At 33.0% G+C, this 23882-nt stretch carries 21 protein-coding genes; 7 read left to right on the forward strand and 14 right to left on the reverse strand.

Features of this window, described 5'->3' with window-relative positions; genetic code table 11:
- Positions 1–63 precede the first annotated feature (63 nt).
- Entirely contained in the window at positions 64–1305 is a 1242-nt protein-coding gene (hutI, locus tag OLM54_RS09225; protein ID WP_264538292.1) for an imidazolonepropionase, read from the forward strand.
- An 83-nt stretch (positions 1306–1388) separates the two neighbouring features.
- Here the strand turns inward: hutI and OLM54_RS09230 are convergent, their stop codons facing one another.
- The gene (locus OLM54_RS09230; protein WP_264538293.1) at positions 1389–2267 is read right to left on the reverse strand and encodes a hypothetical protein; all 879 of its coding nucleotides are present in this window, start codon (positions 2265–2267) and stop codon (positions 1389–1391) included.
- A gap of 95 nt (positions 2268–2362) precedes the next feature.
- Between OLM54_RS09230 and OLM54_RS09235 the strand changes: the two genes are divergently transcribed.
- Positions 2363–3400 (forward strand): formimidoylglutamase, encoded by a 1038-nt coding sequence (locus OLM54_RS09235; protein ID WP_264538294.1) that lies wholly within the window; start codon positions 2363–2365, stop codon positions 3398–3400.
- Between the two features lie 136 nt (positions 3401–3536).
- The gene (locus OLM54_RS09240) at positions 3537–4793 is read left to right on the forward strand and encodes a DEAD/DEAH box helicase (protein ID WP_264538295.1); all 1257 of its coding nucleotides are present in this window, start codon (positions 3537–3539) and stop codon (positions 4791–4793) included.
- Between the two features lie 113 nt (positions 4794–4906).
- Here the strand turns inward: OLM54_RS09240 and OLM54_RS09245 are convergent, their stop codons facing one another.
- From OLM54_RS09245 to aroC, 3 genes are all read right to left on the reverse strand, one after another.
- Positions 4907–7096, reverse strand: a complete 2190-nt coding sequence (locus OLM54_RS09245) for a response regulator (protein WP_264538296.1) — start codon at positions 7094–7096, stop codon at positions 4907–4909.
- Positions 7097–7227: 131 nt separating this feature from the next.
- Positions 7228–8508: a dicarboxylate/amino acid:cation symporter gene (locus OLM54_RS09250; RefSeq protein WP_264538297.1), complete on the reverse strand. Its 1281-nt coding sequence runs from the start codon at positions 8506–8508 to the stop codon at positions 7228–7230.
- A 52-nt stretch (positions 8509–8560) separates the two neighbouring features.
- Positions 8561–9619, reverse strand: a complete 1059-nt coding sequence (aroC, locus tag OLM54_RS09255) for a chorismate synthase (RefSeq protein ID WP_029273121.1) — start codon at positions 9617–9619, stop codon at positions 8561–8563.
- A gap of 188 nt (positions 9620–9807) precedes the next feature.
- On the opposite strand from aroC, the gene OLM54_RS09260 reads away from it, so the two are divergent.
- Both OLM54_RS09260 and OLM54_RS09265 read left to right on the forward strand, forming a co-directional pair.
- Positions 9808–10632, forward strand: coding sequence for a UDP-2,3-diacylglucosamine diphosphatase (locus tag OLM54_RS09260; RefSeq protein WP_264538298.1), 825 nt, complete (start codon positions 9808–9810; stop codon positions 10630–10632).
- Between the two features lie 329 nt (positions 10633–10961).
- Positions 10962–11459, forward strand: coding sequence for a hypothetical protein (locus OLM54_RS09265; protein WP_264538299.1), 498 nt, complete (start codon positions 10962–10964; stop codon positions 11457–11459).
- Positions 11460–11744: 285 nt separating this feature from the next.
- Here OLM54_RS09265 and OLM54_RS09270 read toward each other — a convergent pair whose 3' ends face one another.
- The 7 genes from OLM54_RS09270 to OLM54_RS09300 form a co-directional block, all read right to left on the reverse strand.
- The gene (locus tag OLM54_RS09270) at positions 11745–12167 is read right to left on the reverse strand and encodes a protease complex subunit PrcB family protein (RefSeq protein WP_264538300.1); all 423 of its coding nucleotides are present in this window, start codon (positions 12165–12167) and stop codon (positions 11745–11747) included.
- Positions 12168–12183: 16 nt separating this feature from the next.
- Positions 12184–13329: an N-acetyl-alpha-D-glucosaminyl L-malate synthase BshA gene (gene bshA, locus OLM54_RS09275; RefSeq protein ID WP_264538301.1), complete on the reverse strand. Its 1146-nt coding sequence runs from the start codon at positions 13327–13329 to the stop codon at positions 12184–12186.
- Positions 13330–13598: 269 nt separating this feature from the next.
- Positions 13599–14081 carry an ABC transporter ATPase gene (locus tag OLM54_RS09280; protein ID WP_264538302.1) on the reverse strand — a complete coding sequence of 161 codons (483 nt, stop codon included), beginning with the start codon at positions 14079–14081 and terminating at the stop codon, positions 13599–13601.
- A gap of 195 nt (positions 14082–14276) precedes the next feature.
- Positions 14277–15068 (reverse strand): (Fe-S)-binding protein, encoded by a 792-nt coding sequence (locus tag OLM54_RS09285; RefSeq protein WP_042565049.1) that lies wholly within the window; start codon positions 15066–15068, stop codon positions 14277–14279.
- A gap of 129 nt (positions 15069–15197) precedes the next feature.
- Complete coding sequence (locus OLM54_RS09290) at positions 15198–16529, reverse strand: (Fe-S)-binding protein (RefSeq protein WP_264538303.1); 1332 nt, start codon at positions 16527–16529, stop codon at positions 15198–15200.
- A 52-nt stretch (positions 16530–16581) separates the two neighbouring features.
- On the reverse strand, positions 16582–17547 hold the full coding sequence (locus tag OLM54_RS09295; RefSeq protein WP_264538304.1) for an MlaD family protein: 966 nt from the start codon (positions 17545–17547) through the stop codon (positions 16582–16584).
- Positions 17548–17598: 51 nt separating this feature from the next.
- Positions 17599–18720: an N-acetylmuramoyl-L-alanine amidase family protein gene (locus OLM54_RS09300; RefSeq protein WP_264538305.1), complete on the reverse strand. Its 1122-nt coding sequence runs from the start codon at positions 18718–18720 to the stop codon at positions 17599–17601.
- A gap of 82 nt (positions 18721–18802) precedes the next feature.
- On the opposite strand from OLM54_RS09300, the gene OLM54_RS09305 reads away from it, so the two are divergent.
- Entirely contained in the window at positions 18803–21499 is a 2697-nt protein-coding gene (locus tag OLM54_RS09305; RefSeq protein WP_264538306.1) for a putative LPS assembly protein LptD, read from the forward strand.
- A gap of 91 nt (positions 21500–21590) precedes the next feature.
- Positions 21591–21971, forward strand: a complete 381-nt coding sequence (locus tag OLM54_RS09310) for a RidA family protein (RefSeq protein ID WP_264538307.1) — start codon at positions 21591–21593, stop codon at positions 21969–21971.
- Here the strand turns inward: OLM54_RS09310 and OLM54_RS09315 are convergent.
- From OLM54_RS09315 to OLM54_RS09325, 3 genes are all read right to left on the reverse strand, one after another.
- Positions 21952–22341 carry a methylglyoxal synthase gene (locus OLM54_RS09315; RefSeq protein ID WP_264538308.1) on the reverse strand — a complete coding sequence of 130 codons (390 nt, stop codon included), beginning with the start codon at positions 22339–22341 and terminating at the stop codon, positions 21952–21954. The genes OLM54_RS09310 and OLM54_RS09315 overlap by 20 nt on opposite strands.
- 195 nt (positions 22342–22536) lie before the next feature.
- Positions 22537–22911 carry a methylglyoxal synthase gene (locus tag OLM54_RS09320; RefSeq protein ID WP_264538309.1) on the reverse strand — a complete coding sequence of 125 codons (375 nt, stop codon included), beginning with the start codon at positions 22909–22911 and terminating at the stop codon, positions 22537–22539.
- 13 nt (positions 22912–22924) lie between these two features.
- Positions 22925–23776: an N-acetylglucosamine kinase gene (locus OLM54_RS09325; protein WP_264538310.1), complete on the reverse strand. Its 852-nt coding sequence runs from the start codon at positions 23774–23776 to the stop codon at positions 22925–22927.
- Between the last annotated feature and the right edge of the window lie 106 nt (positions 23777–23882).

Raw genomic sequence — 23882 nt, forward strand, 5'->3', positions numbered from 1 at the left:
GACACGAGACCGTAGGGCGAACTGACGAAGTAAATTTGTTTTTAATACACTAAACTAATAATAATGATTACTCTTATTACAAACATAAAAGAATTACTTCAGGTTCGTGAAACTTCGGTTTCTAAAGTTTCGGGTGCTGAAATGGCTATTCTTCCTACCATTAAAAATGCTTTTTTAGTGATAAAAGATAATCTTATTGCTGATTTTGGTGCTATGGAAAATCTTCCTGAAATCAAAGCTGATAAAATTATAGACGCAACCGGAAAAATCGTTTTGCCATCGTGGTGTGACAGTCACACGCATATTGTGTATGCCGGAAATCGCGAACAGGAATTTGTTGATCGAATTAACGGATTTTCATACGAAGAAATTGCCAATCGCGGCGGCGGAATTCTGAATTCGGCAAAAAAATTAAACGAAACTTCCGAAGATGAAATTTATGAGCAGTCAAAAGTTCGTCTTGAAGAAGTAATGCGATTGGGAACGGGCGCTGTAGAAATAAAATCCGGTTACGGGCTTACCATCGAAGGCGAACTTAAAATGCTTCGCGTTATAAAAAAACTGGCAGAAAATTATCCTGTTTCTATAAAAGCCACTTTTTTAGGCGCTCACGCATTTCCATTACATTACAAAGAAAACAAAGCGGGTTATATTGATGAAATTATAACCAAAATGCTGCCGGAAATTGCACAAAATAAACTGGCAGATTATATCGATGTTTTTTGCGAAACCGGATATTTTTCTGTCGAAGAAACGGAGAAAATTATGGAAGCCGGAATTCAATTCGGCTTAAAGCCAAAAATTCATGTGAATCAGTTTAATTCTATTGGCGGAATCCAGGCGGGAATTAAATTTAAAGCCCTTTCTGTCGATCATCTTGAAATCATGAATCCGGCAGATATTGAAGCTTTAAAAGGTACAGAAACAATGCCTGTTGCTTTGCCATCGTGTTCTTATTTCCTGAGTATTCCGTATACTCCTGCCAGAGAAATGATAAAAGCAGGTTTACCAATTGCTTTGGCAACAGATTTTAACCCCGGCTCTACTCCATCCGGAAATATGAATTTTGTTGTTGCAACGGCTTGTATAAAAATGAAAATGACGCCTGAAGAAGCTATTAATGCTGCCACTATAAACGGTGCGTACGCAATGGGAATTTCTGAAACTCACGGAAGTATCACAATAGGAAAAAAAGCCAATTTGATCCTCACAAAACCTGTTTCGTCTTATTATCAGATTCCATACGCATTTGGCAGTAATTTAATTGAAAGCGTTTTTGCAGAGGGCGAAATGTTAGAAAACTAATAACTATCATTTAAAAATAACATAATAAAAAAAGGTCTGTGAATTTCTTCACAGACCTTTTATTTTACTTTAAGTAATAATTCTTATCTCAAAGAAAAACTAGTTTTAGAAACCAATTCGTCATTATCAAATACATTGATAAAATAAGTTCCTTTAGCGAAGTCTTTACCAGGTAAATCTTCAGAAACCTGTACCGTTTTGTTTTCGTATTGTATTGTTTTCTTAAAGCTATAAGTTAGAGTATTATCTCCAAAACTTTCTGTTTTCTTGTCACCTAAAACATTGTTTTTAGCGTCAATAACTTGAATATAATACGTTTTATCTCCAGATTTTGCAATTTGATTTTCAGCAATTGTAAAACTTACTTTTAATACATCAGCACGGCTTGCTTTATCAGTTTCAATTTGTTTTCCTGAGCTTTTCAATTTGTAAGCTGCAGTTTTTGTGTTTAAAATTGATAATTTAGAACCCTTTTCAACTGTTTTAGCCAATTCTTCATTTTGACCAACTAAAACTTCATTGAATTTCTTAGATTCTCCTAAAACTACAATAGTACTGTCTCTTTGAACTGTTAAAACACCATTTTGCTTTTTCAATTCATCGTTTTCAGCAACTAATGTTTTCATTTTAGCCTGCATACCTACTACTTGATTTCTGTATTTAGATACATCTCCTTTAGATTTATTTAAATCATCCATCAAAGCTACTACTTTGTCTCTTTCCTGAATTAATTCATCAGACATTGAAGTGTTTTCTGCAATTGCTGCATCGTAAGTTGCTTTTAATTCTTGCAAATCTTTCATAACAGATTCTTTCTCTGTTAGGGTTGTTGTCAGTTCAGTTTTAACTACATCTGTATCAGACGATAATTTAAAAATATACACTAAACTTCCAATTAGTAGGACTGCTAAAACTGCTATTACAGCCTTTAGACTTGAGTTGTTGTTCTTTGGGTTTTCCATATTTTAATAATTTTCTTAAAAACAAATTTAATAATTAATATATCTTAATAACGTAAGTTACTACAATTATATTATTTTTGAGCAATATTTTTTTTATGGAGAAACTAATCCCTTTTACTATTAACGATTTAGCCAAAGTTACAAACCACAGAAGTGGTGAAATTAAGTTTGGAGAAAAGATGATTATCATTCCGAAAGGAGTTGATAAAATCGAATTTCTAAAAGAAAGCGAAGCTAAATATGTACTCTTGGGAATTCCGGAAGATATTGGTGTGCGTGCTAATTACGGCAGACCAGGCGCAGCATCAGCATGGGAAAGTGCCATAAAAAGCATTGCAAACATACAGCATAATCGTTTTGCAAAAGGCAGCCAGATTATTGTTTTAGGGCAGATTAATGTTTCGGAAGAAATGCGCGATGTTGAAAATCTTGATTTTAACGACATTGATGATCGTTCAAAATTAAGTCAGCTGGTTGAAAAAATCGATAAAGAAGTTTCTCATATTATTTTTACGATCGTCAAAGCAGGAAAAATTCCAATTATCATTGGCGGAGGCCATAATAATGCATACGGAAATATTAAAGGTTCGGCTTTAGCCAATGGAAAACCAATAAATGCAATTAATTTTGATGCGCATTCTGATTTTAGAATCCTTGAAGGTCGTCATAGCGGAAATGGTTTCTCATATGCTTACGAAGAAGGTTTCCTGAAAAAATATTTCATTTTTGGATTACACGAAAATTATACTTCAAAAAGCGTTCTTGATATTATTAAAAAACTAGAAGATCGTGTTCGCTATAATACGTACGACAGTGTCAATATTCGTAAAGAAAAAGATTTTGACAGAGAAATGGCTTTGGCTCTGGAATTTATAAAAACAGATTCGTTTGGTATTGAAATAGATTTGGATGCGATTCCTAATATTGCCAGCAGTGCCATGACAATCAGCGGGTTTTCGATAGAAGAATTACGTCAGTTTGTTTCGTTTTTCGGACAGAACAGAAATGCTGCTTATTTACACATTTGCGAAGGCGCGCCTGATTTAGACCAATCACCAAATAATCATTTAATTGGAAAACTAATTGGTTATTTAATCACTGATTTTATTAAAGCCAACAACGAAAAAATATAATTCAGATAAATTAAGAAATGTCCCTAAAACAGGTCATTTGCCAAATAAACCTCAATTCAAATAAACGATTGGCTGAATAAACCTATCTTTGCACTGAATTTTAGTACTTAAAACTAAATTTCTTAATACCTAAGATATGTTATTTGAAGATTTATCACTTTCCAAAAGTATACAAAAAGCCGTATTTGAAGAAGGCTATTTAAACCCAACACCTATTCAGGAGCAATCTATTCCGATAGTTTTGGCAGGAAGAGACCTTATTGGCTGTGCACAAACAGGAACAGGAAAAACAGCAGCATTTGCTATTCCAATTATACATCAATTACACCGAATTGTAGGTTCATCAAAAAAAACAAAACAAATTCGTGCGCTTATAGTTACGCCAACACGTGAACTTGCCGTTCAGATTGGGCAAAGTTTTGACACTTATGCAAAATATACCAATCTTGTACAGTTGACTATTTTTGGCGGGGTTTCTCAAAATCCACAAGTTGATACCTTAAAAAATGGTGTTGATATTTTAGTTGCAACTCCGGGACGATTATTAGATTTACACAAACAGGGTTTTCTTGATCTTGATCATTTGCACACTTTGGTTCTTGATGAAGCAGACCAAATGCTTGACATGGGTTTTATTAATGATGTAAAAAAGATTGTAAAACTTACGCCTAAAAACCGTCAGACTTTATTGTTCTCTGCCACAATGCCGATTGCGATTAGAGAATTGGCTGAAATGTTTTTGCAGGATCCTGCAAAAGTAGAAGTTTCGCCGGTTTCTTCAACTGCCGAAAATGTAGAACAACGTGTCTATTTTGTTGAAAAAACAGAGAAAAGAAATTTACTTTATCATTTAATAAAAAACGAAGATTTATCAAACGTATTGGTTTTTTCGAGAACGAAACACGGCGCTGATAATGTTGTAAAAGCACTTCGTAAAAAAGATATTCCCGCCGAAGCCATTCATGGTGATAAATCGCAAAATGCAAGACAACGTGTTTTGGATGCTTTTAAAAACAAAGAAGTTGGAGTTCTTGTTGCTACAGATATTGCTGCAAGAGGAATTGATATTGACCAATTGCCTTTTGTAATTAATTTTGATTTACCTAATATTCCTGAAACATACGTTCACCGAATTGGTAGAACCGGTCGTGCAGGAAATGGCGGAATTGCAATTTCGTTTTGTAGTAAAGATGAACACCAGTATTGGAAAGACATTCAGAAATTGATAAAAGTCGATGTGAAAATAATTACAGATCATCCGTATCAATGGCATTCAGGGAGTCCGGAAGCAGCAGCAACGGCAGAAAAACCTAAAAATTCAAACCGCAGCGGTGGTGCTCATAAATCAAGAAAATCAAACGCTTCTAAACAAAACAAGAAACGCTGGTATTAGGTTTAAAAAATAAACACGAATTTCACTAATTATCACAAATTCTAGTAGTTAAATATTTTGTGAAATTAAATTTTACAAAGTACTAATTCGTGATAATTCGTGAAATTCGTGTTTTAACATCCTACGTTTTTGGTTTCGTATATTAGATAATTCATAATTTTAAACAGTTTTACAGGTTCAAAAGGTTTAATGATAATATCATTCATGCCTGATGAAATGGCTTCATCTGTAATTTCATCCTTATCAAAAGCGGTCAAAGCTACAATAGGCGTTTTAATGCCCAACTGACGAATTCTTTTTGTGGTTTCAAATCCATTCATTAATGGCATATTAATATCCATTAAAATAAGGTCAAATCCTTCATTTTCGAGTATTTGCAAAGCTCCAAAACCATCGTCAACAACTTTACAGATATAATTATTTTTTTCGATAATTTTTCTTGTAACCAATTGATTGATAAGATTATCCTCGACAACTAAAATTTTATATATTTCATGCGCCGTTAAATCAACCTGAATTTCATCAATGATAACTTTTGTTTTGGCGGGATCACATTCAAACGGAATTGTAAATGAAAAAGCGGTTCCTTCGCCAAGATCACTTTGCAAAAGTATCGTCGTTCCAAAAAGTCCTAAAAGTCTTTTTACAATACTTAAACCTAATCCTGTTCCCTGGTAATCTTCATCTTTTCTTCCAACCTGAACAAATTTTTCAAAAATTTTGCTCTGATCTACAATAGCGATTCCTACTCCGTTATCTTTTATATGAAACTCTAAATAATAATATTTTCCTTCTGTTTTTTTAAGGTTTACAATAATTTCGACTTCACCATCTTTAGTAAATTTCAAGGCATTACTCACTAAATTCATAAGAATCTGGGCTAATCGTAATTTGTCTCCAATTAAATATTCCGGAATATTTGAATCTATAAAAACTGATATTTTATTATTATTTTTTTGTGATAAAAAAGAAAGTGAATTCTTGATCATGGCAATTTCATCAGAAATATTAAAGGTCAGGTTTTCTAATACCACTTTATTTTCTTCTATTTTATTGATTTGAAGTATATCATTTACCAAAGACAATAAATATCTGGCAGAGAATTTTAAAGAACTTAAATGCTGGCTATTCGACAATTCTTTATGTTCTTCGAGCAGCATATTCGTTATTCCCACAACACCATACAAAGGTGTGCGCAATTCGTGGCTTATGGTCGAAATAAATTGCGTTTTAAGCAATGAAGCTTCTTCTGCAATTTCTTTTGCCTGTAAAAGCTCTAAATTGTGTTTTTTCTTGTATCGGATGTTTTTGATCAGCGTAATAATCAGCAAAAGCAGAATGAAGGAGATTATGATAAAGAGAATTACAATAATTCTCGATTTTTTTAAACTCTGATATTGCGATATTTTTTCGTTTTCTATTTTATCGATTTGCCTTTTGTATTCGTCTAATTCGAGATTAAAACCTGCAATTGAAGCTTTTTTGAGTTTTTCTTCATTATACAGTTCTTCGGTAATTTTATTAAATGCCGAAAGATTTTTATAGGCTTCTTCGTAGTTTTTAATTTTGGTTAAAAACTTAGAATATTCTAAATGAGCATATGATAAATCTGATTTTTCTTCACTGGTTTTACCGGCTTCAATTGCTTTTATAAAATAGTCATTTGCGTTATCATTATCTGCTTTATAGCTTGCATACATACCGTTAAGCATGTTTACAACTACTTCTGTAGATTTATCTCCGTACTTTTTCTTATTAGCATCAATGTATTTCAAATACGGATATCCTTCTTTAAAATTTCCGTAATCAAAATTCGCCCATGCTATATTTACGTTTGTAAAGTAAACCTGATTAAGGTCGTTAATTTTTAAGCCATACGCAATTGACTTTTTATAATACCGGATTCCTTTATCAAATTGTTTTCTTTCAAAACAATATATGTTTCCCAAGTTATTATAAAGGCTGTATTTGATAGAATCGTTGTTGGTTTTATTGGCATAAAACAAACTTTTATTATAAAAGAAAATTGCTTTATCAAACTCTGATAATTCGCTGTAATTTCCGGCAATTATTTTATAGGAACGCGCTATTAAATAATCATTTTTTATTGCTGTAGCATAATTAAGTGCTACACGCGAAGTAATTAGGGATTTTTCGAAATTGGAGTCTTTATAGTCAAACCAGGCTTGTTTTACAAGCTTATTAATCTTGCTTTCTGAGATAACTTCAGACTGCGCAATTGCTGAATTGTCAGAGCAAATCAGAATTAATAGCAAGGTTAAAAAAATGCGTATTCGGGGCATAAATAGGCTAATTTGATCAAATATACGTTTAAAAATAAAAAAAAGCTGTATTTCAATTAAAAATACAGCTTTTTTCTTATTTTATAGATTTGTATAAAAACGACAACGTTTTTCTTTACGAAATAAACTTTTTAGTTTTCAGAAACAATATCTGATTCTTTATCACTTTCCCACTGACCTACAACTGAGGTTGCCAAAGCGTTTCCTAAAACATTTGTGGCACTTCTAAACATATCGCAAAAATGGTCAATTGGCAATATCAATGCAATTCCTTCTATAGGAATTTTAAACATACCACAGGTAGCCGCAACGATAACCAAACTCGCTCTTGGTACACCGGCAATACCTTTACTCGTTAACATTAATACCAAAAGCATTGCCATTTGTGTTCCTAAATCCAGATGTACACCATAAAACTGGGCGATAAAAATACTGGCAAAAGTCATGTACATCATACTTCCATCAAGGTTAAACGAATATCCTAACGGCAGCATGAATGCCACAATTTTGCTTTTTACACCAAAATCTTCTAATTCTTCTGTTAATTTAGGAAAAACAGCTTCACTGCTTGTTGTTCCAAACGCAATTGCCAATGGTCCGATAATTCGTTTTAATAATTCTGTCATTCTTCCTTTTAAGAAAATATAACCCACCACAATCAGGACAACCCACAATGTGCTGATTCCGACTAAAAATGATCCGAAAAATTTAAAATAGGTAATTATTAATTCTTCCGCATCTCTAATAGCAAAAACTCCTGCAATAGCACCAAAAACTCCAATTGGAGCAAAGTTCATTACATAGTTTACCATTTTTAAAATAATATGCGAAAATTTATCAAAAGCATTTATAATCGGTTTTACCGTACTTCCTAATGAAGCCGCTGCTAATCCAAAAAAGATAGAAAATATTACTATTTGTAAAATTTCGTTGGTTGCCATTGCTTCAAAAATACTTTTAGGAACAATATGTTCAACAAAATTTTCTACAGATAATATTTTTGTTTTAGCTGTAACCTCAGATGCTGATGCCATATCTACATGCTGTAATTTTAAACCTACTCCCGGTTCTAAAAGATTTACATAAAACAAACCAATCAATAAGGATATAAAAGAAGCTGTGAAAAACCAGCCAAGTGCTTTTCCTCCAACTCTTCCCACTGTTTTTATATCTCCCAGTTTAGCAATTCCAACTACTAAAGTGGTAAAAACTAAAGGAGCAATAATCATTTGCACTAATCTGATAAAGATAGTTGCAAGCATTTTTATTTTATTACTAAAGGATACTGCTGCCTCCTGTGAAATTGAATTATGAATAATAATTCCCAGCGTTGCCCCAAGAATCATCGCAATTATAATTTGCCCTGTTAATCCTGAAAGAAATGATTTTTTTTTAGTTTCTGTAATTTGCATTAATTTGTTTTTTTAGATTAAAATATTAAGACCCTCACTGTCTTAACTTTTATTAATATGTTTTGTTGATTAAGTAAAAATCAGCCAAAACAATCGCTGCCATTGCTTCAACAATTGGCACTGCACGAGGTACTACACATGGATCATGACGGCCTTTACCGGTCATTGGTGTAATATTTCCTTTATTATCTAATGAATCCTGAGTTTGCATAATAGTGGCAACCGGTTTAAAAGCTACCCTGAAATAAATATCCATTCCGTTGCTAATTCCGCCCTGAATTCCACCTGAAAGATTTGTTTTTGTAGTTCCGTCAGGATTGTATAAATCGTTGTGTTCACTTCCTTTCATTTCAGAACCTGAAAATCCGCTTCCGTATTCAAAACCTTTTACGGCATTTATAGAAAGCATTGCTTTTCCTAATTCAGCATGTAATTTATCAAAAACAGGCTCGCCTAAACCAACCGGAACATTTTGAATTACACATGAAACCACTCCGCCAACGGTATCGCCCTGTTTGCGAATATCACGAATATATTCTTCCATTATTGCTGCTGATTTTTCGTCAGGACAGCGAACAGGATTGCTTTCTATTTTCGAAAAATCCAAATCCTGATACGGTGTATCTAAATGAATTGGTCCAACAGATGAAACGTACGCATTAATTTTAATTTCCGGTAACATTTGCTTAGCAATTGCACCTGCAACTACTCTGCTTGCTGTTTCGCGCGCCGAGCTTCTTCCGCCTCCGCGATAATCACGAAAACCGTACTTTTGATCGTATACATAATCAGCGTGGCTTGGTCTGTAGTTGTCTTTTATATGAGAGTAATCGTCTGATTTTTGATTGGTATTCGGGATAATAAAACCTATTGGGGTTCCGGTAGTTTTTCCTTCAAATATTCCTGATAAAAACTGAACCGCATCCGGCTCTTTTCTTTGGGTTACGATGGCAGATTGTCCCGGTTTTCTTCGTGACATTTCAACCTCAATTGCTTCTAAATCAAGTTCTATTCCTGACGGACAACCGTCAATAATTCCACCTAAAGCTTCTCCATGCGATTCGCCAAATGTAGTAACTTTATATAGTGTGCCGTAGCTATTTCCTGCCATTGTAAATTGTTTTGAGCAAATGTAAGTTTTATGAATTAAATTAAAAAATTTAAAATTGGTATTATTAAATAAAGGTTAAGTTGTTTAAAAATCACAATTTATTAAGATTGTGGTCAAATTGATAACCTTTTGATAAACCAAATCCGGCGTTAGATTCTTTTATTTGTAAAACTTCAAAATACGAAAAATTGAAAAAGAGAAATGTCGAATTGGTCATTCTATCAGATGTCCATTTAGGAACTTACGGTAGTCACGCCAAAGAACTAAACAACTATCTGTCAAGCATAAAGCCAAAAACATTAGTCTTGAATGGCGATATTATTGATGCCTGGCAATTTAGAAAATCATACTTTCCGAAAGCACATTTAAGAGTCATTCAAAAAATAATCGGAATGGCATCTAAAGGTACAAAGGTGTATTACATTACCGGAAATCATGACGAAATTCTTAGGAAATTCAGCGACATGAATATGGGGAATTTTGCTTTGGTTGATAAATTAGTTTTAGAATTAGGCGACAAAAAAGCATGGATTTTTCACGGAGACGTTTTTGATGCTTCTGTACAACACTCCAAATGGATTGCTAAATTAGGTGGTTTAGGTTACGATTATCTAATTTTAATAAACCGTTTTATCAATTGGATATTATCAAAATTAGGACGTGAACCTTATTCATTTTCTAAAAAAATAAAAGCAAGCGTAAAAAAGGCGGTGAAATTTATTTCAGACTTTGAAACTACGGCTACAGATCTTGCAATCGAAAAAAAATACGATTATGTAATTTGCGGACATATTCATGAACCTAAAATAGTCAAAAAAGAGAATAAACACGGATCAACTTTATATCTTAATTCAGGAGACTGGGTTGAAAATCTGACTGCTTTGGAATACCACAAAAAACGCTGGAAATTATTCTCGTATTCGCAAACCAACTTCACCGAAGAAGAAAATCTTTTTGAAATGGAAGACATTTTAAGCAATCACTTAATTAATTCTATTATAAAACAAAAATAAAAAAAGCATTTAGCTGTCGTTTTAAACCATATAAGTTTATATAAGTCAATTAAGTTTATTTAAATACTTATATACCGAAAGTTTTATTACATAAGTCATCAGAAGCAATTAAGTATTACTTTTATACTTAATTGCTTTATATTTTGTGCTTTTTTATATCTTATTATTATCGCACTGTTTATTTAAATACTTATTGACTTATATGGTTTAATTTTTTCACACATTCTTTACGAAATTTTCTAAATGTAAATTATATAACAATTTTAGATAATTTTATACGTTTTGACTTTTACAGTAATTGTAAGTTTGAAAAAAATTAATACCGAATTATGAAAAAAATCATTTTATCTGCCATAATGCTATTAGGTTTGGCATTTACAGCTCAATCACAAGAAATTTCGAAACACGCTTTAGGTTTACGTTTAGGAGATAATAACGGATTTGGAGGCGAAGTATCATATCAATTAGGATTAAGTCAAAAAAACAGACTTGAATTTGATTTAGGATGGAGAAACAGCAGCGATGTAGATGCTATTAAAGGTGTTGCTCTCTACCAATGGGTTTGGAACATTGATGGTGGTTTTAACTGGTACGCCGGTGTTGGTGGTGGTTTAGCCGCTTGGGATCACGATTATTACTACAATAACGGAAGATATAATGATAGCGGAACGTATGTTTTTGCAGCTGGAGATATCGGTATAGAATATAGATTTTCTGAAGCTCCAATCACACTATCATTAGATGCAAGACCTGAAATTGGTTCCGGATATTATGACGATGACAATTTTGGCTTCGACGTAGGTCTTGGAGTTAAATTCAGATTCTAAAATAAAAACTAAAAAATAATTGTAAGAAGAAACCTGTCGCGTAATACGACAGGTTTTTTTTATGTGTATATTTTTGTTTCAGGTTTCAGGTTTCAGGTTTCAAGTTTCAGGTTTGTTTTGTTTCAGGTTTACTACAATCTTGTCATTTCGACGTGAGGAGAAATCACACTAGAAACTCCATAATCAAAATCGCTAATCTTTGTAGAGTTACGCGTGTGATTTCTCCTCACGTCGAAATGACAAACTAGACTTTGATACTGTCAGGTTGAGCGAAGTCGAAGCCCTTTATTTAACAATAATCTCTTTTTTAGAATGAACTCTCACAACGGTATAAGGATAGGTAATAACCTGCATTACCATAGCATCTGCAGCCGGAGCTTTTTCTTTTACTGTAATAATGATATTTTTATCTGTTTCTTCTACTTTTTCAACACCAATTGAATATCCGCCGGTGTTTTTTTCGCCCATATTCAGGATAACATAATTAGAATTTGCTATGTCGGCCTGTTTCATTTTATCAGCAAGAAGCGGATCATTTTCAAGCATTTTAATTTCGTTAGGTTCTGTCAAAATTTCAAAAAACCTAATATTTCCACCTCCGTCAGATTGCTCAGTCAAAACTTCATAAAGTGCTTTTGAATCTGATGTTTTTTTTGCTCCGCAAGAAATTAAAACAAAAACTGCTAAAACCGAAATAACTTTTTTCATTCGCTTATATTTTAAATTAATGTTTTTCATATTTATAATCGTCTATCGCTCTTTGATATAACGCTTCATACTTTGGTAATATGTTTTTGATATCAAACTTTTTAGCAACTTCTAAAGCATTTGCTTTAAACTGATTTAAAACGTCATCATCTTTTAGAATTTTAATTGCATTTGCAGCCATTTCATCAACATTTCCAACATTGCTCAAATATCCTGAATAACCGTCAAAATTTACTTCTGGCAAACCACCGGAATTACTCGAAATAACCGGAACTCCACATGCCATTGCTTCTAACGCTGCCAAACCAAAACTTTCAGTTTCTGACGGAAGTAAAAACAAATCGGTTAAAAGTAAAATTTTGTCAATTTCATTACTGTTTCCAAAGAAAATTACTTTGTCGTGAATTCCTAATTCCATACACAAAGCTTCTGCTTTTTCTTTTTCAGGACCATCACCTACCATCATTAATTTAGCCGGCATTTCTTTCTGGATATTATAAAAAATCTTAATAATATCCGGAATACGTTTTACCTTTCTAAAGTTACTAATGTGCGTAATAATACGCTCATTTTCTTTTGCCATTACATAACGATGACAAGGTGCAAGCGGATCTTTTTTTACTTTATCCAATTCGATAAAATTCGGAATCACCCTGATTTTATTCTTGATTTTGAATAATTTCAACGTATCATCTTTCAAACTCTGCGAAACCGAAGTTACATAATCTGATTTATTTATACTAAAGGTCACCGCAGGTTTATAAAACGGATGATTTCCAACAAGCGTTATATCAGTTCCGTGAAGCGTTGTAATCATCGGAAGGTTAATACCTTCGTTTTTCAACATTTGCTTCGCCATATAACCCGCATAAGCGTGTGGAATAGCATAATGCACGTGCAGCAATTCAATCTTATATAATTTTACCATATCAACCAGTTTGCTTGACAAAGCCAACTCATAAGGCTGGTAATGGAAAAGTGGATATTCAGGAACGTTTACTTCGTGATAATGAACATTTGGGTTCAAAAGTGCCAACCGAACCGGCTGACTATACGTAATAAAATGGATTTCGTGTCCGCGTCTGGCTAGTTCAAGGCCTAATTCTGTAGCAACTACGCCACTACCACCAAACGTAGGATAACAAACTATAGCTATTTTCATGTATTAAATTTAATAACTACGAAAGTACTCAAAATTCACGTTTAATTGAAGTTTTCAATTGTTAGATTTTTGTGAAGATTGGATTTATCAGATTATTAGATTGTTAGATATTTATTCTTATTTAAGGACAAACTGTTGTGGGAAAATTGTTGCGGGGATTCGACTCCGCTCAGCCTGACAAGACAGATCGTTTACTATTTGTGAAAGGACAAACCACAAAAAAAGGCACAAAATCTAAATTTTATGCCTTTCAATTATTATAAATATTTTTAGAAAAATCGACTGTGCCAGCTGTCAGCAGCAGGAACTTCCCAAGATTCGTTGTATTCTTCAATATTGTTTACAAGGTTATTAAAAACAATCGTATTTTCAGATACTGATTTATCTTTAACCATTTTCTTGAAATCAATTAATGGTTTATGTGCGATATGTTCGCCTAGTTTAAAAGTAACGTTCATTTTATCCAGCAAATCAACGTTGTATTTTTTCTCTAAACTCTGAATAAACTCGACCGAACTATCGATAGAACATCCTGTAGCAGCCTGTACATCCTGATTTACAGCCAAAATAATGAATCGGTTGTATTTTAATTCGTACGAAGCTTCAAGACTTGTTCCGTGTGCTGCCCAATCTTCAACAAAAGCTTTCAGATCAGTTTCTATTTCAGAAAATTCTTCCTCAGAAAACTTTCTGTTTGATTGATAAATCCAGATTCTGGATTCACCAGGTAAATTTTCAAAAGGTGTATACATTTTTAATTTTAGATTTTAGATTAATGGATTTTAGATTTCATGAAAGTTTCAGGTTTCAAGTTTCAAGTTTCAGGTTTCAAGTTTCAGGTTTCAAGTTTCAGGTTTCAGCCTTTGTCCCTTTGAACCTTTGCAACTTTGAACCTTTGTCTCTCTGAACCTTTGTCCCTTTGAACCTTTGTAACTTTGAACCTAAGCCTACAAGTCTTGTGCATTCGCAATTAACTCCGCGATGTCCATTACTTTCACCTGACCTTCTTTTTCCTGATGTTTAATACCATCCGTTAACATCGTATTACAAAATGGGCAACCGGCTGCAATAATATCCGGTTTCACTTCTAATGCGTCTTCGGTACGCAATACGTTTACTTCCTTGTTTCCTGGTTCGGCATCTTTAAACATTTGTGCTCCACCGGCTCCACAACATAATCCGTTTGCTTTTGAGCGTTTCATTTCGACTAATTCAACATCAAGTTTCTGAATTAAATCTCTTGGTGCTTCATATACTTTATTGGCTCTTCCTAAATAACAAGGATCATGAAAAGTTATTTTTTTTCCTTTAAACTGTCCACCTTCAACTGTCAGTCTTCCATCATCAATTAACGACTTTAAAAACTCTGTATGGTGAATTACATCGTATTGACCTCCCAGTTCAGGATATTCATTTTTTAAAGTATTAAAACAATGCGGACAAGCTGTAACAATTTTTTTTGCTTCGTACGCATTCAAAACCTCGATATTCATCATGGCCTGCATTTGAAACAAAAATTCATTTCCTGCTCTTTTTGCCGGATCTCCGGTACAGCTTTCTTCCGTACCAAGTACTGCAAAAGATACGTTTGTACGGTTTAAAATACGTACAAATGCTTTTGTAATTTTTTTTGCTCTATCATCAAAACTTCCTGCACAACCTACCCAAAACAAAACTTCCGGTTGTTTTCCTTCGGCCAGCATTTCTGCCATTGTTGGCACTACTAAACTTTCTGACATCTTCTTTTTTTTGTTTAATCGGTTAATCGCTTATTTGGTTAATCGTACTCTTTACTATAACCCTAACAAAAACCTTAAATATTTTATTCAATCGATTAAACGGATAAACAAATAACCGTTTAAACTATCTTAATTTTCGTTTTTCCAATTCAATCGGTCCTGTTGATTGTATTGCCAAGGCGCTCCATTGTTTTCAATGTTTGTCATCATGGCGTTTAGTGACATTGGAGCCGCACTTTGTTCCATCACTAGATAACGACGCATATCCATAATAATAGATAGCGGACTAATATTTACGGGACATTCTTCTACGCAGGCATTACAGGATGTACATGCCCATAATTCTTCGGGAGTGATATAATCGTTTAATAATGTTTTATTATCCGGAACAAAAACGCCTTTATTAGCATCAATATTTTTACCTACTTCCTGTAAACGGTCTCTTGTGTCCATCATAATTTTACGAGGAGACAGTTTTTTACCGGTTTGATTTGCCGGACAAGATGATGTACAACGTCCACATTCTGTACAGGTATAGGCGTTTAATAACTGAACCCAGTTTAAATCCTGAACGTCGCTTGCTCCAAATTTACTCGGCGCTGCATTTTCATCAACGGGAGCTGCGGCAAACGGATCAGCATTAGGATCCATCATTAATTTTACTTCTTTTGTAACGGATTCTAAATTATCAAATTTCCCTTTCGGATTTAAATCTGCAAAATAGGTATTTGGAAACGCTAAAAGTATATGTAAATGTTTTGAAAAGTATAAATAGTTCATGAAAACCAAAATCCCTGCAATATGCAGCCACCAGAATAATTCAAACAATAAAACAACTAATTCGTTTGACATTCCGTTAAAAATTGGCGCTATAAACTGACTTACAGGAAAGCTTCCTGCTTTATGAAAAACTTCTCCGGGAACATTTTGTAAATGATAGTCAGAAGCATTCATCAATAAAAACAATGTCATTAAGACCATCTCAAAATACAAGATGTAATTGGCATCACTTTTAGGAAATCCTTTTAAATCCGGATTTATGAATCGTTTCAGTCTTATGATATTTCTTCTAATCCAGAATACTGAAACTGCTGCAAAAACTAAAATTGCAAGTATCTCAAAAGACGCAATCAAAACATCATAAACCACTCCTAAATAAGGAGCAAATATTCTGTGTGTACCCAACAAACCATCAATGATGATTTCGAGTAATTCGATGTTAATAATTATAAAACCTAAATAAACAACAATATGCAATATCCCTGCTACAGGACGTTTTACCATTTTAGATTGTCCAAGCGCAATCAAAGCCATGTTTCCCCAACGTGCCTTCGGATTGTCTTTTCGATCTACATCAACTCCTAAATTAATGTTTCGGATAATTTTTTTTACGCTCGATGCAAAAAAACCAAAACCAGCTATCAGAAGTATAGCAAATAAAATATTGTCTAAATAACTCATTTTATAATTTTATTTATCCTGTATTATTTTTGTCAGTATTATTTTGTCAGTATTATTTTTTGTCTGTTGTTTTTGCATCTTCCGCAGGTGCAACATATGGTTTGTTTTTCTTCCCAAAAAGAGAAACGTTTACATAACGTGTTGGGTAAAGACGAACATCCTGCAATAATAATTCTAACTCTTTTGAAGTTTTAGACAGATTATTATACAACGCATCATCGTTTAATAATTTTCCGGCAGTTCCTTTTCCAGAGTTTAGGTTACTCATTATTCCATCAACTTTAGCCAAAGTCTGGTTTAGGTTTCTCACTGTTTTACCTAAATCTGCCTTGTTTAAAGAATCTGATATTTTATTGAAGTTGCTTGACATTTTATTAAAATTAGTCACAACTCCGTTAATTTGACCTTTGTTTGTATCTAAAATAGAATTAAGACTTCCTGAAGCTCTATGAAATTGTTCCATTGTCTGGCTTAGTTCTGATAATGATTTTTTCAAATCTTCCTGTCCTTTTTTATCTAAAACATTGTTTAATCCTGAAACCAGCGTATTTATATTAGCAAGCATTAGGTCTAATTTTTGCTGAATTGGCTCGATTTTTCCGCCTAAAGACTCGGTTAATCCTAATTCTACAGCAGATTCTAAAGTTTGTCCATCAACTGCCAGATCTTTATCTGCAAGGTTTGGGATAATTTTGATTTGCTTTCCTCCTATTAAACTTGGAGAATATAATGCTGCTTTACTGGTTTTAGAGATAGGGAAATCAGTTTTTAACTGAAGTTCTACTAATAATTTACCTGTATTTTCATTGATTGAAATTTTACTTACTTTTCCAATTGCAAGCCCGTTTAAAGTTACGGAAGCTGATTGTGGCAAATCTTCCACATTATCATATTCAACGTATAATGTCTGGTAATTTGTAAAAAGGTCTTTGCCTTTTAAAAAACTATAGCCCCAAATAAATAATAAAATTGATGCGATAACTAATATTGCCGTTTTAATTTCTCTTGTTATTTTCAAAATTCTTAGTGTTTAATACAAAATTAATATAAATATTCGAACTTGTGGCTATTATTTAATTGCGTCCTGAATATTGATTTTTTCTCCATCTTTATATGCAATTAAAAAAGACGCTCCATACCCTTTATCTTTAGCTTCTTGCAAGTATTTCTTAGCTGTTTCGTAATCTGAGGTTTCCTGATAAAAATATTTATATATATTGTTTTCAAATAACATGGTTACATTTTTAAGACCTTTAAAGTTTTTAGGTTCTAATGGCGTTTTTTTGATACTGGCAATAAGCTGTACTTTGAAAAAAGTACCTTTTGGAGCATTTTTTATTACTGTAGGCGTTTCGGTAACTTTAGGTTTTGAACTCGAAGTGTCTTTTGCCGGTCTTGTATCTGCTTCCGGAATTCCAGAACCAAAATATTCTCTTTTATAACTTATAATTGCTTCGGCAATAGCCTTGGCAATATCATCTTGTCCTTCTTCCGAATTTAAAATAGTACCTTCTGCAGGATTAGAAACAAATCCTGTTTCTACCAAAACTCTTGGCATATATGCTTTATGAAGTACCATAAATGGCGCTTGCTTTACGCCGCCCTGACGAAGTTTTTTTCCTAGTTTTTCAAAATTAGATTCAATTTTATCAGCAAGTGAGATACTGTTATCCTGATATTCTTCCTGCATTAATGTTAATCCAATCATTGATTCCGGAGAATTTGGATCGAATCCTTCGTATTTACGTTTATAATCTTTTTCTAATGTAATTACCGAGTTCTCTTTTTTCGCAGCTTCAAGATTCGAGGCTGTTTTACTTATACCCATTACATAAGTTTCGGTCCCGTCTGCAGCCGTATTTTTGTTTGCATTACAGTGAATCGACACAAAAATATTCGAATTTGCCCTGTTTGCAATATTGGCTCTTTCAACAAGATCAATAAAAACATCTGTTTTACGAGTATATATTACATTAATATTGGGAGTTGCTTCCAGTAATTTTCCAACTTTTAACACAATAGCCAATGCAATATTTTTTTCTATCCGACCGCTATAAACAGCACCAAAGTCATGATCACCGTGTCCGGCATCAAGAGTTACTTTAAATACATTTGATTGACTGTAAGCACAAAAAGTCGTTATCGTTAGAAAAAAACTAAAGATTAATCTAGTTTTGTTAAATATGTTCATAAATTTAAAAGTTAATTTTAATAAAATGCAACTGCTATAATTTTTACAATTGATTATTTTTGCCAAAAAATTATATGTAAGTTTGACATGTCAAAAAACAAGCCATACTTTTACAAAAATAGCATTTAAACCTTTGCATACAAACTTATTTAATATCGTTTTATTATCATTTTTCCTAACACTAGGTTGTGGTAAATTATATTCGCAAGAGATAAAATCTAAAAAAAATCCATTATCAACTGAAAAACAAACAGATAAATCCAATACAGCCGTCGTTGATACGATAAAATTAGATACTGTCAGACCTACAAAGACTTTTTTGGATGGTAAGGTAAAATACAGAGCGAAAGATTACGCAAAAATCGATCAGAAGAAAAAAAGAATCACTCTTTATAATGAAGGGGAATTATACTACAAAGATGTCGAATTAAAATCCGGTATCATTGTACTTGATTATGAGAAAGATGAAGTGTATGCTGGCAGAATAAAAGATTCTGCGGGTGTATTAACTCAATATCCAAACTTTAAACAAGGTGCAAGTGAAGTTCAGCCTGACTCTATTCGCTTTAATTTTAAAACAAAAAAAGCCTTAATTTTTAATTCAAGAACAGAACAAGGAGAATTTAAGGTTAAAGCTGCCATTACCAAAAAAGAAAACGACTCTGTTTATTTTTTAAAAGATGCAAGATTTACCACTTCTAAAGATGTCGATAATCCTGAATATTATTTCCGTACCAGTAAAGTAAAATTTATTCCGGGAAAAAAAGTAATTACCGGTTTAACCAATATGGTTATTGCTGATGTGCCTACTCCACTGGCATTGCCTTTTGCTTATTTTCCTATGAGTCAGGAAAAGAGCGTTTCAGGAATCATCATCCCAAGTTATAATGACTCGAATACACGTGGATTCTCGCTTCAAAACATGGGTTATTATTTTGCTTTAAGCGATAATTACGATTTAACTGTTCTGGGAGATTATTATACAAACGGAAGTTATGCCATGCGGTTTGAATCGGCATATGCAACCCGATATAAATACAGAGGTAATATTAATATTCGTTTTGAAAACCTGATAAACAGTGAAAGAGGTTATCCGGATTATTCGAAACAGAATATTTACAACATTCAGTGGTCGCATTCGAAAGACACCAAGTCAAATCCGAATTCTACTTTTTCTGCATCCGTAAACTTAGGTAGTAGTAAATATTTTAAGCAATCTATTAATCAGGCGAACGTTGGATCAAATTTAAATAATACATTAAGTTCCTCTATTTCTTATAATAAAACATTCAATACCATTCCGCAGGCGAGAATATCGTTAACTGCAACGCACTCACAAAATACCCAAACCGAAGTTATAAACATGACATTACCTACTTTGCAGGCAAGTATTGATCGTGTATATCCGTTTGTTGGTAAAGATGGCGTAAAAAAGGGGTTTATAAAAAACATCAACTTACAATATAATCTGAGCGGTAAAAACAATATTGTAACTACGGATTCATTGTTTTTTAAACCACAAATGTTCAGAGATGCGCAAATTGGGATGCAGCACTCGATTCCGATTAGTACCAACTTCAAAATATTTAAATATTTTAGTGCAGGAGCTTCTACCAATTATCAGGAAACATGGGTAACCAAAACAATCGAAAAAGATTATAATTCAGAATTAAGTAAGGTTGAAACTAAAACAATCAACGGTTTTGATGCGTTTAGAACTTATAATTTGAGTACGAATTTAGGTACTACTATTTATGGTACTTTTAATTTTGGAGATGATAAAAAAATCCAGTCGATTCGCCACGTTATGCGACCAACTGTTACGTACGCATACACGCCAAGTTTTGAAAAATACTACGATACGTATGCTGTAGATGCTTCGGGTCGAATTACGACTGAATATACCCGTTTTGAAGGCGGTGTTTACGGTGCTCCTAGTAAAGATAACTCGAACATTGTGGCATTTGCTTTAAGCAATACTTTTGAAGCCAAAGTAAGAGACAGCGACAGTACAAAAACAGAACCTAAAAAGATCATGTTACTGAACAATTTAAATTTCAGTACAAGTTATAATTTTAATGCCAACGGAAAAGAAACTCTCGCATGGCAGCCTGTTCTTGTAAGCGGTGGAACTCAATTTTTTGAAAATAAAATGAATGTCAATTTTGGTGCAACTTTAGATCCGTATGCGATCGACAATTCCGGAGCCAAAATAAATGTTTATAATATCGATAATGGTGGAAGTTTATTTAGGCTTACAAGTGCAAACGTGACCTTAAATTATTCTTTTTCGAATAAAGGTGTAAAAGAAGAAAACAAGCAGAGTGAACGGAACGGTGGTCGTAAAGATGATTTATTTGGTACCAATACCGATTTAAATGACAGCCGAAACAGCCAGTTTGCGAATGAAAAAGATGATGGTGAGGATGTTATTACAGAGTTCTTTAATTCGAAAATACCGTGGGATATGACAATGGCGTATTCATTGACGTATTCTAACTTAAATCGTGAAAATAAAATAACAGGAAACTCGATCATGATTTCTGCCAATATGGATATTACTCCAAAATGGAAAGGCGGGGTTTCTACCGGTTATGACTTTGTACAAAAAGGAGTTACGTTTACTCAGTTTCGTTTTGAACGAGATTTATTGAGCTGGAGAATGGCTTTTAACTGGAGTCCGTTAGGAACAAATTCTAACTGGAATTTCTTTATCGGAATTAAATCCGGTGTTCTTAGCGATATTAAATGGAACAAACGAAGCGCTTCTAATCGATAATAAATCGTATTTTAGATCAAATATTTCCTTAACCATTAATTTCTTTTTTTAGTGATTAAGTAATCTATTCCAGCATTTAACAATCTATATTATGAAAAGAATAATTTTTACAGAAAAAGCGCCTGCACCAATCGGTCCTTATAATCAAGCCGTATTATCAGGAAATACACTTTATGCCTCCGGTCAAATCGCAATTAATCCTGCTTCGGGAGAAATCATTACAGAAAACATTAATGATGAAACCCATCAGGTTATGCAAAATATTGCTGCTATTTTAGAAGCTGCAAATATGACTTTTGAGAATGTTGTAAAGGCAACCATTTTCATTATGGACATGAATAATTTTGCTGCAATAAATACTGTTTACGGTTCTTATTTTGACGAAAAAACTGCTCCTGCACGTGAAACAGTTCAGGTCGCCTGTTTACCAAAAAATGTAAATGTAGAAATTTCTATAATTGCTGTACAATAGCATTTAATAATAATTGTGCCGTGGCTTCATTTGTTGCCAGCGGCACATTATGAACATCGCAAATCCTGAGCAGCATATTTACATCAACTTCATGTGCGTGGCTTGCCAGGGGATCTTTAAAAAAGAAGACAATATTAATTCTGCCCTCCGCTACTTTTGAGGCAATTTGAGCATCACCGCCCATAGAACAGGGAAGCATTTTTTTTACTTTAAAGCCTGATTTTTCTGCATTTCTTCCTAATAATCCTGTAGCGATAAGTTTTACCTTCTCATGTTGCAGCGTAAGTCCGTTTTTAATTAAAAACTGAATCATATCCGCTTTTTTATTATCATGAGCAATAATCGCAATTAACGTATTTCCTTTTTTCATGATTTAACAATAAATTTAGTATCAAATTTACGTTAATAAAAATTAAATCATCGATTTAAAGCCATGAAAATCAAATATTTAACTAAATATCAGCAAAAGACTGGCGATTATATGATTTTAATAAATTTAATAACAATAAAAAACCGTTTCATTAAAATGAAACGGTTTTAAATATAATTTTAAATATGTAAAATTTTATAATTGCAGTGCGACAGCATTAAGTAATAATTGAGCAGAAGCTTCATTTGTTGCTAATGGCACATTATGTACATCGCAAACACGAATAAGCATATTAATATCAACTTCATGAGCGTGACTTGCCAGAGGATCTTTAAAAAAGAAAACCATCTGCGTTTTACCTTCGGCAACACGTGCAGCAATCTGGGCATCACCTCCCATTGGTCCTGAAAGTTTTCTTTTTACTTTAAAACCAGCATTTACAGCCTTGCTTCCGGTAGTTCCTGTTGCGATTAATTTAATGTTTTCCTGAAGAAGCAGGGTTTTGTTTTTATTTAAAAACTGTACCATATCTGCCTTCTTTCCATCGTGAGCAATAATAGCAATTTCCATATAATAAATTTAATTATTGATTAGCAACATGGTATGCAATTAATCCGTCAATAGGTCTTCTTAAAACGTTTCCTAATTGAAGTTCGTATTTATCAAATGTTTCCTGTAATTCATCTTTCAGATAAAAAGCAATAGAACCTACGAAATGCACAGGAACTTCTTTGCAATTATCAAATTGCTTGATGTAATTTTTCACGAAAGATTTCATTCCTTTGAAAATAATTTTTCGGCAAAATTCTGAATCTTTATGTTTGATTAAGAATTTAGCAAAAGTCGCTAAATAAGCATTTGGATTTGGTTCTTTGTATAATTTGTTCTTAATATAATCAGCATCCAGATTATATTCTTTTTCAAATTCAACCGCCAAATCTTTAGGCATTTTATTGAAATAATATTTTCTGATTAATTCTTTTCCGAAAACATTTCCACTGCAATCATCCATGGCAATATAACCTAATGACTGTACTTTTTGATGCAATACTTTTCCATCAAAATAACTACAGTTAGAACCTGTTCCTAAAATACTAACAATTGCTGATTCTCCTTTTGGAGTTGTAGCATAAACTGCTGCATAAGTATCTTCATGAACTTCTACAATAGCGTTATTAAAATATTCCTGGAATATTTGTGAAAGTGCTGTTTGCATTCTCTCCGTTCCACAACCTGCTCCGTAAAAGAATAAGTGAGTGGCATTTTTTTTATTTTGCAAAATATCAAAACGATCATTTAATCTTGAAACAATTTCAGGACCGTCAAGAATTTCAGGGTTTAATCCCAAAGTTTGTGTCGTGAATAATACTTTTCCATTATCATCAATTGCAATCCAGTCTGCTTTTGTAGATCCACTATCAACTATTAATTTCATTTTTTTTAGTTTTTTGGATTAGTTTTTCTTCATCAATTTAAAAGTGTGTTTTTTACATTAATTAAAGACAAAACAAAATAAGAAAATCCCGTTACCTTTAGATAAC

The organism is Flavobacterium sp. N1736 (genome assembly GCF_025947065.1).
GTDB lineage: Bacteria > Bacteroidota > Bacteroidia > Flavobacteriales > Flavobacteriaceae > Flavobacterium.

Bases quoted from the DNA above. Each gene is read 5' to 3' on its own strand.
- OLM54_RS09245 (WP_264538296.1), bottom strand. From the start codon at position 7,096: ATGCCCCGAATACGCATTTTTTTAACCTTGCTATTAATTCTGATTTGC.
- OLM54_RS09280 (WP_264538302.1), bottom strand. From the start codon at position 14,081: ATGTATACACCTTTTGAAAATTTACCTGGTGAATCCAGAATCTGGATT.
- OLM54_RS09270 (WP_264538300.1), bottom strand. From the start codon at position 12,167: ATGAAAAAAGTTATTTCGGTTTTAGCAGTTTTTGTTTTAATTTCTTGC.
- aroC (WP_029273121.1), bottom strand. From the start codon at position 9,619: ATGGCAGGAAATAGCTACGGCACACTATATAAAGTTACTACATTTGGC.
- OLM54_RS09240 (WP_264538295.1), top strand. From the start codon at position 3,537: ATGTTATTTGAAGATTTATCACTTTCCAAAAGTATACAAAAAGCCGTA.
- OLM54_RS09230 (WP_264538293.1), bottom strand. From the start codon at position 2,267: ATGGAAAACCCAAAGAACAACAACTCAAGTCTAAAGGCTGTAATAGCA.
- OLM54_RS09320 (WP_264538309.1), bottom strand. From the start codon at position 22,911: ATGGAAATTGCTATTATTGCTCACGATGGAAAGAAGGCAGATATGGTA.
- OLM54_RS09235 (WP_264538294.1), top strand. From the start codon at position 2,363: ATGGAGAAACTAATCCCTTTTACTATTAACGATTTAGCCAAAGTTACA.
- hutI (WP_264538292.1), top strand. From the start codon at position 64: ATGATTACTCTTATTACAAACATAAAAGAATTACTTCAGGTTCGTGAA.
- OLM54_RS09250 (WP_264538297.1), bottom strand. From the start codon at position 8,508: ATGCAAATTACAGAAACTAAAAAAAAATCATTTCTTTCAGGATTAACA.
- OLM54_RS09300 (WP_264538305.1), bottom strand. From the start codon at position 18,720: ATGAACATATTTAACAAAACTAGATTAATCTTTAGTTTTTTTCTAACG.
- OLM54_RS09325 (WP_264538310.1), bottom strand. From the start codon at position 23,776: ATGAAATTAATAGTTGATAGTGGATCTACAAAAGCAGACTGGATTGCA.
- OLM54_RS09290 (WP_264538303.1), bottom strand. From the start codon at position 16,529: ATGAGTTATTTAGACAATATTTTATTTGCTATACTTCTGATAGCTGGT.
- OLM54_RS09310 (WP_264538307.1), top strand. From the start codon at position 21,591: ATGAAAAGAATAATTTTTACAGAAAAAGCGCCTGCACCAATCGGTCCT.
- bshA (WP_264538301.1), bottom strand. From the start codon at position 13,329: ATGAAAATAGCTATAGTTTGTTATCCTACGTTTGGTGGTAGTGGCGTA.
- OLM54_RS09315 (WP_264538308.1), bottom strand. From the start codon at position 22,341: ATGAAAAAAGGAAATACGTTAATTGCGATTATTGCTCATGATAATAAA.
- OLM54_RS09285 (WP_042565049.1), bottom strand. From the start codon at position 15,068: ATGTCAGAAAGTTTAGTAGTGCCAACAATGGCAGAAATGCTGGCCGAA.
- OLM54_RS09265 (WP_264538299.1), top strand. From the start codon at position 10,962: ATGAAAAAAATCATTTTATCTGCCATAATGCTATTAGGTTTGGCATTT.